Genomic DNA, 14,067 nt, shown 5'->3' with positions numbered 1-14,067 from the left:
TGATACTATTTATTTACACTATTAGAATTAAAAAATTCTAAAGTCGAACATACACCTTCTTTCGATCCATGATATAACCGAGTGTCCAACACAAAAGCATAAACGTAAGCGCAAAGAATAGGGCTCCTGTATAATCCCCAACCCACTGAAAACCATTTTGATAAATCCAAGAATACAAGTTAGTATCCTCCAAGGGGATCATATAAAGCGGAATAACCAATAACTCAGAAAATAAATAGATCACTAACGGATTTTTACCAAAAACTTGAAAAAAATAGATGCCTCGTGTCGCCATTTTAAAGTCGGTATAATAACAAACCGCCGCCAGTAAACAACAATCGAGTCCGACCGTCAAGACACTAAACGAACTTGTCCAAAGTTTTTTGTTGATGGGAAAACTATAATTCCATAAAAATCCTACTGCCACTAAAAACACCCCCAACAGTAAAAGCTTGGCTAGTCCTTCATAGGTTTTTCCTTTGCGTTGTAGAAAGTCACCCACCCAAAATCCCATGGCTACGTTAAACAATGCGGGTAACGTACTCAACAATCCTTCAGGATCAAAGGGAATGCCTTCTCCTTTATACAAATGCGATTCACCTAACAACCAGATATCCAAATCCAATACTGGATTATTGGCCATACTCACCTCACTGTAATTCCAATACACCAACCCATACACCAATAAAGCTAGGGTTGTAATGATCATTGTTTTCAAAGGTTTGAAAAAAAACAACAATAAAGCTACGGTACCATAACACAAGGCGATTCGTTGCAAGACGCCAAATACGCGGGTATCGTGAAAAGGAAAAGCGATTATTTCGTAGTTTTCGTCCAACTTAAAAAAGGGAAACCAATAGCCTAAAAAACCAATTAGAAAAATGAGGAATGTGCGTTTTAAAATCTTCCAAACGACTTCCCTACTGGATTGCGAAGCCCATTTGATTTGCACAAAACTCATCGCGTTGCCTACTGCAAATAAGAAGGAAGGAAAAACTAAATCGGTAGGCGTAAATCCGTTCCATTGTGCATGCAAAAGCGGCGCAAAAGTTGTCCCCCAGTTCCCCGAGGTATTCACAATGATCATAAAACACACGGTCATACCGCGAAAAACGTCTAACGCTAAAAATCGTTGGGTGGATTCAGTACTCATTTTTTATTTTGTATTGCTGTTGCATATTTTTGATACAATTGAATGCTCATTACTTTGGTCGAACCTTGAGCTTTGCCGGTATATACAGTATGGTTTTGTGACCAATTATTAGAGGCCTCATTTACTTTTTGCAACACATCCTTCTCGTCAATTTCAGTATTCGTTGCCACGGCTTTTTCTGCAGCTTCAATAAAAATCTGCCAACGTTTACCATAATAATCCTTCATCAATCCAGCCCATGAACGATTGGCATAATCATTCAAATCGTGCCCTTCTTCCCCCCAAACACTAATTATCTTACGGGCATCTTGTTCGTAGTAATTGCGTTCGGCAGCATTCACCCCAAATACTTTTGCCATTTCGATCCATTCGCCAACCAATTGATGGGGATTGGTCGCTAATAAAGCATCGATATCGTTAATCAAATCCAACATGGCCTTTCCTTTGAGTTGCAATTGAACTTTATTTTTTGATTTATAGGCAGCGGTGAACTCGTCCCGTAATTGGATGAAATAATTGCCTAGCACCTGTTTCCCAACCACCGTTAAATCGTTGCAATGCAAGGGTGATGTTGAGGGACTTCGCATTAACAACTCCCATGCTTTCAATAAATCTTTGTTGTCATAAGCAATTGTCGGATTTACCGTCCAATTAAAATGAGAAATAAATGTGGGTTTGGAATTGGTCAAATCGCCTTTCCCCACATCAGAAGGTGCCACATATATTTTGTCGGCTAAGATTTGCCACGCCTGTTGAGACAAAAGATCTTCTCCGCCAGCTCGGGTTTGGGCATAACGTGTTGCATACGTTCGGTAATCCAGATTGGGTTCCCAAACTTTATCCAAAACATATTCAAAAAAAATGGGATTATTACCAAAACCCTCCAGTGTAGAGCCAACCCCCCAAAGGTTCTTACCGCCGTTTTTTATGACATTTTCAATTTTGAGATCCACGTCCTTAAGATTACCATGAAGCGTAGTATTACCCCCAAAATTGCCCAAATAACACCATATATAAGGCTGTTGGTAAAAGGATTCCGTTTTCTTCCAGATTTCGGTATGATCACAAAAATAATCCAACAAAATCATTTTATCCTGAGGCACCGCTTGCAGATAAGCCTTGATTCGGTCGTTGGTCCAATTTTTTTGGTTAAAATAAAAAATCCAACCCATTTGCAACCATTGGGCGTCTTTATCTACTTGGGTTAACGACTTGTAAATGTTCTGCGAGGCACTGGCCAAATAGGAAGGCTCCCAACTAGGTGGTGTCACTTCATTAAAAGGATCGATTCCATAGATATGATCGGTTCCGTACAATTGCGTTTGCACTTTTAAATAAGCGGCTTGTATTTTGGCAAACATAGGATCAAAAGAATCCAAAAAATAACTTTGGTATTGCGGACTGAAATTCCCCCACTCGCCTAAAGAAGTTATTTTGGACTGAGGATTTCTTTCTTGCAAAGCTTTGGGCACATGTCCTGCAAATGCGGGTAAGACTGGTTTCATATTGAAAGAACGTTCGCGTTGCACAATTTTTTGCTGCAATTGCGCTTGATGATCTATCCAAGATTGGGGCAACGGACCTTCCCAATGATCGATGTTGGCCATTCGGTGCCAAGGCAAATACGCCGGACCTGTGAAGAAACCCCGAATTTGTTCATCATTTAATCCAAATTCTTTCCAAACCGATTGCCATATTTTTTCCTGACCTGTGATGGCTAATGGAAGATTCACACCATTTAACGCCATCCAATCGATAAATCGTTCCCACTCCCGCCATTGCCACCAAGGCATGGTGTACCCAAACGTGCAATAATTTAAAAAGAAACGGTTTTTAACACGGGCTTCATTACGTATTTTTTCAGGTAAAATCGGCAATGTTTGGGGAAGAACTACAGCATCACTGGCATACCATGAAACCGCTGTATGGCAATAGTTTTTCAAATAAAAGTTAAAACCTACGGCCATGGAATTGGCCGAATTAGCAGTAATAATAAGCGAACTTCCTTTTGTTTCTAACGAATAAAAATCATTGGTTGCTGCTTCTTGTTTGAATTGTATTTGTGTAGCAAACTGAGGTGCTATACGCTGAACTAAAGCAGTCGCCGTTTGACAATCGACACATTGTGCTTGCGAACTAAAATTGACAAAAATGACGCAAATAACAATCCAGAATTTCATGACATTAATTTTCAACTAATGTAGGAAAAAAGAAATCGAAGTTATTTTTACAAAACAAAAAATGTATTTAAAACTTAAAAAAGAAATACACCACTGCCGCCCACTCTTTTTTCACGCCTCGGGCATAGCCAATCGTACTATGACTCGAATTTTCAACGGTTCCATCATTTTTAATATAGCCAATCGTGGAATGACTGCTGTTCTCCACTGTGCCGTCACTTTTAACATAACCTACGGTAGAATGGCTACTATTTTCAATAGTCCCGTTGCTTTTGATATAGCCAATCGTACTGTGACTGCGGTTTTCAATGGTTCCGTCATTTTTGATGTACCCTACTGTGGAATGGCTACTGTTTTCAATCGTGCCATCCGATTTGATATAGCCCGTTGTACTGTGACTCCCCGATTCAATGGTTTGTGCTTGCGCGGATGTCAATGCGCCTATTGCAATCATTGTAAAAAGTATACGTATCATAAGTTTTGTAATTGATATTGTGCAAGGTACTTTTTTTTAAAATCCAAAACACATACTTTGAAAAAGAAATACAAGCGTAGGATTACTGTGTTTTGTACAAGATTGCACGTGAGTTATAGTGCTCATGTGTCCGTAGTGTGTCCGTGATGAGTCCGTGATGAGTCCGTGAAAAACCTACTTTTATCGGACACATTACGGAATCACTTCGGTAGTACTACGGAACCATTAAAAGTAATGTTGCTACACATGAATAGATACCTATCGCCAACCTTTTTACATTGGGAGGTAGGACAACAACCCCCAACCGTCAACCGTCGACTAACTCCTTTCTTTTTCGTACCTTTGCCTCAAATTACAGATTATGACTTCATTTGAACCGTTTCAATTACCCAAATCCTTGCAGAAAGCTGTGGATGAGATGGGACTCACCCAACCCACGCCTATTCAGCAACGCGCCTTTTCGGTGATTTTATCGGGACGCGATGTGATGGGAATCGCCCAAACGGGAACGGGAAAGACTTTAGCCTATTTGCTTCCTGTATTGAAACAGTGGAAATTCATGGAGTCGGAAACCCCTCGGGTAGTCATATTGGCCCCCACCCGTGAATTGGTGGTGCAAATTGCCGATGTCGTAACCCAATTGACCCAATACATGTCAGTGCGCACACTGGGCGTGTATGGTGGGGTAAACATCAACACCCAGAAAAAAGCAGTGTATGAAGGTGTGGACATTTTAGTGGGAACACCCGGTCGTATCATGGACTTGGCCTTGGATAATGTGGTACGATTTGATACCTTACAAAAATTAATCATCGACGAATTTGATGAAATCTTGAATTTGGGATTCCGAGTACAAGTAACTTCCATTTTGACCATGTTGCGCAACAAACGGCAGAACATCTTGTTCTCCGCCACTATGACAGATGAAGTGGATGAAATGTTGGACGAATACTTTGATTTCCCAGAAGAAGTTAGTTTGGCACCTTCGGGAACGCCTTTGGAGAAAATTGAACAATTGGCCTATCAAGTGCCCAATTTCTTGACCAAAATCAACTTGCTGAAACATTTGCTTCATGAAGACGAAAACATGGAGCGCATTTTGGTTTTTGCCAACAATAAAAAAACAGTTGATCTTATTGCTACGGCAGTAGAAACCGACTTTCCCGAGCAGTTTGGGGTGATTCATTCCAATAAATCCCAGAATTACCGTTTGAATACTATGGCGGCTTTTCAACGGGGCGAACTCCGGGGCATCATCACTACCGATGTGATGGCGCGTGGTTTGGATATTTCGGATATTACACACGTCATCAATTTTGAATTTACCGAAATCCCTGAGCAATACATTCACCGCATTGGTCGAACCGGTCGTGCAGATAAATCGGGTATCGCATTGAGTTTTATCAGTCCGAGGGAAGAAGAAATTCAAATCGAAGCTGAAATGCTTATGGAAAAGGAAATAACGGTATTGGAATTTCCTGAAGAAGTTGAAGTGGTAAATCGATTATTAGAATTTGAAAAAGACAAAAAGAAAGTCAAATTCTTATTGAAACGACCCAAACTTACGGGCGGTTCTGCTTTTCAAGAGAAAAAAGACAAAAATAAAAAAGTGAATTTAGGCGGACCCGGCAAGCGTACACCGCGTAAATCGGCACCGCGCAATCGGGCAGTCGAACGCAAACGCAACGAAAAACGCAAACGAGGATAAGCTAAATTCAGGTTAAAAAAGCCTTCAGAAATTGGTGAAAATTGTTATTTTTGAAGCACTAAACTAACGCCACCGAAATGCATTTCAAACATCCGGAAGTTCTCTACTTTTTATTCTTGTTGCTGCTCCCGATTTTGGTGCATTTGTTTCAGTTGCGTCGGTTTAAAACCGAACTTTTCACCAACGTTCGTTTCCTTAAAGAATTGGTGGTGCAAACCCGCAAGAGTTCGAAACTCAAAAAATACCTGTTACTTGCTACGCGTTTACTGTTGTTTGCATTTTTAATTTTGGCTTTTGCCCAACCTTTTTTTGAGGCCAAAGACCATAAAAATGCCAACAACGAACTGTACATCATTTTGGACAATTCGTTTTCCATGCAAGCCAAAGGAAAAAAAGGGGAATTATTGAAACGAGCCGTTCAGGATTTGTTGGAACAGGCGCCAGAGAACACTCAATTTTCATTAATTACCTGTACCGATAATTTTTGGAATACCGACATCAAGTCCATTCAAAAAGAGCTACAAAATTTGACCTATAGTGCCACTCCTTTCCAGCCGGAAAGCTTGCTCGCCAAAGTCAAAGCCCATCCTTCGGCCTTCAAAAAAGACATTGTGATTATTACGGATGGTGTTGGACTCGAATCCAAATCGTTTGGAAAACCCCAACCCGATGAAAATGTGTATTTCATTCTTCCCGAAGCCGAAAATACCAATAACATAGCCATTGACAGTGTGTATTTGCACCAAACCTTGGATCAATTCTATGAAATTGGGGTAGCGGTTACGGCGCATGGCGATGATTTCAAAGACATTCCTTTGGCCATTTACAACCAAGGAAAACTCGTTGCAAAAACCTTAGTCAATTTTGACCAACCCAAGCAACAATTGAAATTCAATCTCCCAAAAGAGGATTTTCACGGCTATGTTTCTTTAAATGACAATGCCTTGGAATATGACAACACCTATTATTTTAGTTTGTCGAAACCCCAGAAAAATAACGTTCTCTCCATTGGTGATAACAACAATGCTACTTTTCTAGGAAAAATCTACACTACGGACGAATTTAATTATACCCACTACGAATTACGGAATTTGGATTATAATGCCATTGAAAAACAAGATGCAGTGATCTTGAATGAATTGCCCGATATTCCGGCTTCGTTACAAACCACTTTAAAAACCTTTGTGGCCAAAGGCGGGAATGTGGTTGTTATTCCGGCGGCGAATGCAAATGTATCCGCATTGAATGCACTAACAAAGGCGTTGGGCGGTGGTTATACTTATGGCAATTGGAAAACCGAAGAGCAACTCATCTCCAAAATCAACTTCAACCATCCGTTGTACAGTCAGGTTTTTGAAAAGAAAACCGATAATTTTCAATATCCCAAAACCAAAGCGAGTTACCGCGTTCAGTCGTCGTTACCTTCGGTTTTGGAATACAATGACCAAAGTCCGTTTTTAAGTGCAACCACAAACGGCATTGCCAACATTTACTATTTTGCCGCGCCTATAGACAAAGACTACAGTAATTTCTGCAATTCGCCTTACCTCATTGTTCCCACCTTTTACAATATGGCGTTGAGTGCTCAAAAAGTGGGGATTAATGCCTTGGTTATTGGAGATTCAAAACCCTTTATTACCAATAGTATTTTAGGAAAAGATGAAATTGTGTCTATTACCAATGCCAATGAATCGTTTATTCCGGTACAACAAATTATGAATCAAAAGGTGAAATTGACCTTTAACGATAATCCCAAAACGGCAGGTAATTATAAAGTTGACCGTAAAGGTCAGTTTTTGGAAAATTTAAGTTTCAATTACGCCCGAACGGAAAGCAATTTGAATAATCGAAATACGGCTATTGCTGACGAATTTAAAGAAATTGACAGTACCGATCACTTGTTTGATACTTTACAAGCCGATCGCAACGATACCCAAATTTGGAAATGGTTTTTACTCCTCACGCTCCTCTTTGCCTTGGTAGAAATCGCCATTCAAAAATGGGTGAAATAACACAACAACACAACTATGACAACACTATTTAAATCGGCAAAAATCATCGACCCCCAAGGGAAATACCACGGGCAAGTGGTTGATGTAGCGATTACCGATGGCCGAATTTCAGCGATTGGAAACGCACTCCCTGTAGACGAAAACACCCAATGCATTGAGCAAAACGATTTGCACCTGTCACCCGGTTGGTGGGACAGTTCGGTCGTATTGTGCGAACCCGGTTACGAAGATGCGGAAACGATTGCAAACGGTTTACAAACCGCTGCTGCTGCTGGTTTTACAGAAGTAATGGTACAACCCAATACGTTTCCTGTAGCTGACAATCAAGCGGTGATTCAATTGATTCGCCAAAAAGCGGTGGGCCAACCTACTTCAGTTCATCCCATTGGTGCATTAACCTTGGGCAGTGAAGGAACCGCGTTGGCAGAACTTTATGACATGCAACAAGCGGGTGCAATTGCATTTGGCGATTATAAAAAAAATATGAGCAACGCCAATTTGATGAAAATTGCACTACAGTATGTGCAAGACTTTAACGGATTGGTAATGGCTTTTTGCCAAGAAGATAAAATCAAAGGGAATGGCGTCGTGAACGAAGGGATTACTTCTACCCGCTTAGGCTTGAAAGGAATTCCCAACCTCGCAGAAGAATTGATGGTAGCGCGTAACCTCTACCTCTTGGAATATACTGGGGGTCGAATGCACATTCCAACAATTTCTACTGCAAAATCTGTGGAATTGATTCGGGAAGCCAAAGCCAAAGGCTTACAAGTGAGTTGTAGTGTTGCCGTCCATCATTTGGTACTTAACGATACTGTTTTAGAAACTTTTGACAGCAACCTAAAAGTGAGTCCGCCCCTCCGTTCAGAAACCGACCGATTGGCCTTAATTGCTGGGATTTTAGACAACACCATTGATTGCATCACTAGTGATCATCATCCGGTGGACATCGAACATAAAAAATTGGAATTCGATTTGGCGCAAAACGGCACTATCGGACTAGAATCGGCTTTTGGCGCATTGCTTACTGTATTGCCTTTGGATAGTATTATACAAAAATTAACCGCCGGTCGCCTTTTATTTGGCCAACCTAAAGTGAGCATCGAAGTCGGAGCTCCTGCCAATTTAACCGCTTTCTCTACCCAAGACGAATGGACATTTGAAAGAGCCAACATTCGCTCCAAATCAAAAAATGCCGCATTATTAGGGCAAAAAATGAAAGGAAAAGTTATCGGTATTTATCACAATCAACGTTACACCACAGCATAATATGGACGAACAAACCATCAAAGAAGGAAAATCATTGGCGATCTTAAGTTATATCTTAATCTTGGGTCCACTGATTGCGCTATCAGTCAACTCTGAAAAGAAAAACCCTTATGCCTCGTTTCATATTCGTCAGGGTTTGGGATTGACATTGACCTTCTTTTTAATCGGACTCACGATGAGTAGTTATTTTAATCGCTCAAATATAAATCCGGATTTGGCCTTAAACATTGCGGTTCCTTTTTGGGTTTTTATCACCATATTAACCTTTTATGGCATGTTTACTGCCGTGATGGGTCAGACCCGCCCTATTCCCTTATTGGGATCTTTTTTTCAAAAATGGTTAAAAAGACTGTAACATAAATTCGTTTTGTGGACTCATTGGAAAATTTTTTCAATGGAAACAAAACAAAACACACTCCAATTACCCTTTTTTATTTTATTCGCCCTATTCAGTCTTTCTTTTTCAACGTATGCCCAAACGGGAAGTTTAAAAGGAACGGTGAGTTCAATCAAAGAACCCAAACTTTTTTCGGCTTCGATTGCTTTATTTAACGAAAAAAACACCTTGGTTAAAGCGGTACTTTCCGATGCTGAAGGCGCGTTTGCCATTACGCGTTTACCCGTAGGTACTTATTCTTTAAAAATTACCATGGTGGGCTATGAAGATAAAATCGTACCCGGAATAACAATTACCGATTCTTTAGTCAATTTGGGGACAATAACGTTGAATGAAAGTGCCGTACAATTGAATGAAGTGGTGGTGAAAAAAGAAAAACCCTTGGTTCAAGTTCTGGCTGACAAAACGGTTTTTAATGTAGAAAACACCATCAATGCCACAGGAAATACCGGATTTGAATTGTTGCGAAAAGCGCCTGGTGTAGTGGTCGACAACAATGACAATGTGATTGTTGAAGGAAAAAGTGGTGTGTTGTTTTATATCGATGGGAAACAATCGTTTTTAAGTGGATCGGATTTAACCAATTATTTAAAAACGATACAATCGGCAGATATTGAATCCATTGAGATTATCACGCAACCGTCGTCTAAATTTGATGCGGCGGGAAATGCAGGAATTGTAAATATCAAATTAAAACGCAATAAAAATTACGGTACAAATGGCACGGCTTCAGCGGGGTATAACTATGGCCGTTATGGGACTTCGGTGAATTCTGTTTCTTTAAACAACCGTACAAAAAAATGGAACAGCTATTTGAATTATAGTAATCGTTTTGGAAAAAGCTATAATTTCATGGAATTCGAACGCCAGCAAAATGGCAAAGTCTTCAATTCAGATACTAAAACCGATTACACTTCCAATGCCAACAACGTGAAAATTGGATTGGATTTCACCAAAAACCGTCGCAATACTTTTGGTATGGTCTTAACGGGCAACTTCAACAATGCCTATGGTGACGGGCGTTCACGCACGCCTATTCGCCAAATCACTTCGAATAGCATTGATAGTATATTAGTCGCACAAAATAAGGCACACAATAAAAATTATAATTTATACGCGAATATAAACTACCGTTTTCAAGATACTACAGGCGTTTCGCTGAGCACGGATTTGGATTTGGGACGTTTTAATTCTGATCGAAATACTTTTTTACCCAATTATTACTACAACCCTAGTGAAACGGTGATTTTGAGTTCTATTATCAACAGCCAGTATACACCTGTAACCATTGATGTAGGTTCGTTGAAATCCGATTATGAACAACGTTTGTGGAAAGGAAAATTGGGTGCTGGTTTCAAAACTTCGTTAGTAGAAACCGAAAACACGTTTGATGTCTACAATTACCAAAGTGGGCAACCGGTATACAACACGACATTAAGTAACCGATTCAATTACAAAGAAAACATCAATGCGCTGTATGTGAATTACAATCGCATGATAAAAAAATTCAATTTCCAGTTGGGATTGCGTATGGAGAATACCAATTCCGATGGAAATCTCACGAGTACTCAACAGAACAATGATACCCGTGTAAGACGCCATTATACTGACTTATTCCCTAGTGGTGGAATCACCTATAATCAAAACGAAAGCAATTCCTGGGCAGTAACCTACAGCCGACGTATTGAAAGGCCGAGTTATAATTCTTTAAATCCTTTTGAATACCAAATTGATGAATTGTCGGTAAGTAAAGGGAATCCATTTTTACAACCCCAATATGTGCACAATATCAAAGCCTCGCATACGTACAAATACAAACTCAATACGTCGTTGAGTTATAGTTATGTGTCCGATTTCTTTGCACAAGTAACCGAAGCAGTGGGCCAAAATAAGAGTCGGATGACTACCAAAAACGTAGCCAATCAAGAAACCATCAACTTGGGTATCTCTTATCCGTTTACGGTTAAAAATTGGTGGAGTGTGTATTTGAGTGTGAATGCTTTTCGCAGTAAATACATCCCTACCGACCCATCCTTTACGGGTATTACCCAAGAAACGTTAAACATTTATGGTCAAAACAATTTCAAATTACCCAAAGGAATTAATTTAGAAGTATCGGGTTGGTTCAATTCCCCTTCGGTTTGGGGAGGAACGTATCGTACTGCCAGTTTGGGTTCGCTAGATATGGCGGTTCAGAAAAAGTTTTTGAAAGATAAAATGACGCTACGATTAGCGGTTTCGGATATCTTTTACACTTCACCATGGACTGGAAAAACGGAGTTTGCCAACGTAATCATCAATGGTCGCGGAGGAAGTGACAGCCGTCAGGTTCGTTTCAGTTTGGCGTATAACTTTGGAAATGATCAAGTGAAAAAAGTCCAAAACCGTAGTACGGGGGTTGAAGACGAGAAAAACCGAATTGGGGGATAAATTTCTGTTATCTTTGGCGAAAAATTGAATTATGCAACTTCACTACCTCGTCCGAGAACCCCACGATAAAAAAACAACAAATCCTGTTTTAATTCTGCTTCATGGATATGGCAGTAATGAACAGGATTTGTTTTCATTTTCTAGTGAACTTCCGGGTGACTATTATGTGATTTCAGTACGAGCGCCTTATGACCTGATGTACGGTAGTTATGCGTGGTATGCCATCAACTTTGATGCCGATGAAAACAAGTTCTCAGATATCGGGCAAGCCCAACAATCGCGGGATTTGATTGCCGATTTCATTGACGAAATCCTTCAAACGTATCCCATAGACCCGAAACAAGTAACACTTATTGGTTTTAGTCAGGGTTGTATTTTGAGTTATGCCGTGGCTGTTTCCTATCCTGAAAAGGTACAGCGCGTAGTGGCCATGAGCGGGTATTTTAATGCTGAAATTGCAGTAGATGGTTTTGCAGAAAATGATTTGAAACAACTTCAAATTTTTTCTTCACACGGGTCAGTTGACCAAGTTGTACCTGTAGAATGGGCACGAAAAGCAGCCCCACTTTTGGAAAGTTTAGGGGTACAAATCGAATACAAAGAATACCCAGTTGGGCATGGTGTGGCACCACAAAATTTCTTTGATTTTCGGAATTGGTTAGAAGAAACGAAACGTTAGTTATTGTTCCGTATCGGAACTTCCAGAAAATTTATTGCCGATTTCGCCATCGCCTGCATAAAGATTGGTTTCTCCTTTTTTAAGAATATATCCTTTCCAAGGCACCAATTGATAATCATTATTAATCCAGGGTTGACCTTCTTTGCTACGCTTCAAAATAATGGATTCTGAATTGGGCATAAAGACTTCGGCCTGACTTTTATCTTCGCTGAATAAAACATACGCCGACAAAGTCTCATCTTCATTATTGGGTTGGTCAACAGGAGTCAATTGCATTCCGGTAAACATACGCACACAGTCTTTGTACATTTTGGACCATGTAAATCCGGCAGAAGCCAAACAACCGTGTTCGTCTTGATCCGCACCCGCAATGGTAGAATCTTTTACTGTGGTTCTAGCATCAGCAGCAGTCGTTTCTTCTGTATGCTTGCAAGACATCGAAGTCGCCAAAACGACAATTAAAAAAACTATTTTTTTCATGGTTGGTTGGTTTTAGTATTCTTCTTTGGGATAGATAAATGTATCCATGGTTTGGAAAGTCGCTTTTCCTTTATCGTCAACAAAATACTTAATCATTGCTTCACCCCAGTAGGTTCCATCACTATAGTTAGCAATAATCCAACGGTGATTTAAGACTTTCATTTTGTTGATGATGAATTTTTGTTCACCCAATTTCTCTTGACCTGTATACACATTCCCTGCCGGACTATCATTGAAGGCAATGAGTTGTTCGCGGATGGAAGGCTCTAATTGTTTTACGTCAAAATTTACAAAATAGTTTTGCGCATATTCATTTTTCAGCAATGAAAACGCATTGGATTCGTCCAATTGATTGGTCAATTGCACAATACTATCTGATTTGGATTTCAACATTTGGGTCTTGGAATCTTTTTCAAACTTTAATTGTTTACTGTAATAGACATAAGTAAAAGAAGCCAATAAAGCTGTGATAATAAATAGATACAAATAAAGTTGTCGTGCCATTTTAAAGAGTGATTTCTAAATTATCAAAGGCCAAAAATACATTTTCTGGCAATTGTTTTTCCCGTTCTGCATGAAAACCCATATGATGACTAATGTGCGTCAAATAGGTTTTCTCAGGTTGTATCAAAGTTACAAAATCCAATGCTTCTTGCAAATTGAAATGTGTAGCATGCGGCTCTTCGCGTAAGGCATTCACGACCAACACTTTTACCCCTTTTAATTTTTCAATTTCATCCGATTCAATGGTCTTTACATCGGTCAGATAAGCAAAATCGTCTATTCGAAATCCCAAAACGGGTAAATTGCCGTGATACACACGAATGGGTTGGATTTCCCAATTGCCAACAGCGAAACGTTGGTCAACCTGAATTTCGTGTGCATTAACCGAAGGCGCACCGGGATAGCGATTTTCGGTTTCAAAAATATAATCAAAACGCTTTTGCAGATTGTTCAGCACGCGTTGTTCAGCATAAACGGGCATCGGACCCTGTTGAAAGTTAAACGGGCGTATATCGTCTAAACCCGCGGTATGATCTGCGTGCTCATGGGTAAATAATAAGGCATCGATACGTGCACAACCCGACTGCAACATCTGCTGCCGGAAGTCGGGACCACAATCCACCACCACCGAATGTTTTTCGTCTGAAATCCAGACCGATACACGCAATCTTTTGTCGCGAATGTCGTTACTTAAACAAACGGGGTGCTGACTCCCAATAACTGGAATTCCTTGTGAAGTACCTGTTCCTAGAAAATAAATTTTCATGTAGCACGATTTTT

12 protein-coding genes are annotated in these 14,067 nt (G+C 40.0%); 6 read left to right on the top strand and 6 right to left on the bottom strand.

From position 1 onward, the window contains the following. Nucleotides 1–37 precede the first annotated feature (37 nt). The 3 genes from EQG61_RS05345 to EQG61_RS05335 all read right to left on the bottom strand — a co-directional run bounded on the left by EQG61_RS05345 (nucleotide 38) and on the right by EQG61_RS05335 (nucleotide 3,808). Complete coding sequence (locus EQG61_RS05345; protein WP_129460875.1) at nucleotides 38–1,153, bottom strand: acyltransferase family protein; 1,116 nt, start codon at nucleotides 1,151–1,153, stop codon at nucleotides 38–40. Further along, on the bottom strand, nucleotides 1,150–3,333 hold the full coding sequence (locus EQG61_RS05340; RefSeq protein WP_129460874.1) for an alpha-N-acetylglucosaminidase: 2,184 nt from the start codon (nucleotides 3,331–3,333) through the stop codon (nucleotides 1,150–1,152). The genes EQG61_RS05345 and EQG61_RS05340 overlap by 4 nt, the downstream gene beginning before the upstream one ends. 67 nt (nucleotides 3,334–3,400) lie before the next feature. After that, on the bottom strand, nucleotides 3,401–3,808 hold the full coding sequence (locus tag EQG61_RS05335; RefSeq protein WP_129460873.1) for a 5-fold beta-flower protein: 408 nt from the start codon (nucleotides 3,806–3,808) through the stop codon (nucleotides 3,401–3,403). A gap of 361 nt (nucleotides 3,809–4,169) precedes the next feature. On the opposite strand from EQG61_RS05335, the gene EQG61_RS05330 reads away from it, so the two are divergent. The 6 genes from EQG61_RS05330 (at nucleotide 4,170) to EQG61_RS05305 (ending at nucleotide 12,303) form a co-directional block, all read left to right on the top strand. After that, nucleotides 4,170–5,516: a DEAD/DEAH box helicase gene (locus EQG61_RS05330; RefSeq protein ID WP_129460872.1), complete on the top strand. Its 1,347-nt coding sequence runs from the start codon at nucleotides 4,170–4,172 to the stop codon at nucleotides 5,514–5,516. Nucleotides 5,517–5,593: 77 nt separating this feature from the next. Continuing rightward, nucleotides 5,594–7,528 (top strand): vWA domain-containing protein, encoded by a 1,935-nt coding sequence (locus EQG61_RS05325; protein WP_129460871.1) that lies wholly within the window; start codon nucleotides 5,594–5,596, stop codon nucleotides 7,526–7,528. A gap of 15 nt (nucleotides 7,529–7,543) precedes the next feature. After that, nucleotides 7,544–8,797, top strand: a complete 1,254-nt coding sequence (locus EQG61_RS05320) for a dihydroorotase (protein ID WP_129460870.1) — start codon at nucleotides 7,544–7,546, stop codon at nucleotides 8,795–8,797. 1 nt (nucleotide 8,798) lies between these two features. Next, nucleotides 8,799–9,152: a hypothetical protein gene (locus EQG61_RS05315; protein ID WP_129460869.1), complete on the top strand. Its 354-nt coding sequence runs from the start codon at nucleotides 8,799–8,801 to the stop codon at nucleotides 9,150–9,152. Between the two features lie 39 nt (nucleotides 9,153–9,191). Then, a complete protein-coding gene (locus tag EQG61_RS05310; RefSeq protein ID WP_129460868.1) occupies nucleotides 9,192–11,624 on the top strand; it encodes an outer membrane beta-barrel family protein in 2,433 nt (810 codons plus the stop codon). A gap of 31 nt (nucleotides 11,625–11,655) precedes the next feature. Next, on the top strand, nucleotides 11,656–12,303 hold the full coding sequence (locus EQG61_RS05305; protein WP_129460867.1) for an alpha/beta hydrolase: 648 nt from the start codon (nucleotides 11,656–11,658) through the stop codon (nucleotides 12,301–12,303). Here the strand turns inward: EQG61_RS05305 and EQG61_RS05300 are convergent, their stop codons facing one another. The 3 genes from EQG61_RS05300 to EQG61_RS05290 are packed head-to-tail and all read right to left on the bottom strand — an operon-like array spanning nucleotide 12,304 to nucleotide 14,053. Further along, entirely contained in the window at nucleotides 12,304–12,783 is a 480-nt protein-coding gene (locus EQG61_RS05300; RefSeq protein WP_129460866.1) for a hypothetical protein, read from the bottom strand. 12 nt (nucleotides 12,784–12,795) lie between these two features. Continuing rightward, the gene (locus tag EQG61_RS05295; RefSeq protein ID WP_129460865.1) at nucleotides 12,796–13,287 is read right to left on the bottom strand and encodes a hypothetical protein; all 492 of its coding nucleotides are present in this window, start codon (nucleotides 13,285–13,287) and stop codon (nucleotides 12,796–12,798) included. 1 nt (nucleotide 13,288) lies between these two features. Beyond that, nucleotides 13,289–14,053: an MBL fold metallo-hydrolase gene (locus EQG61_RS05290; RefSeq protein ID WP_129460864.1), complete on the bottom strand. Its 765-nt coding sequence runs from the start codon at nucleotides 14,051–14,053 to the stop codon at nucleotides 13,289–13,291. Nucleotides 14,054–14,067: the final 14 nt, after the last annotated feature.

It is taken from the genome of Flavobacterium stagni, assembly GCF_004122105.1.
GTDB lineage: Bacteria > Bacteroidota > Bacteroidia > Flavobacteriales > Flavobacteriaceae > Flavobacterium > Flavobacterium stagni.
Note: the sequence above shows the minus strand (reverse complement) of the source record. Positions and strands in the feature narration are given on the sequence as shown.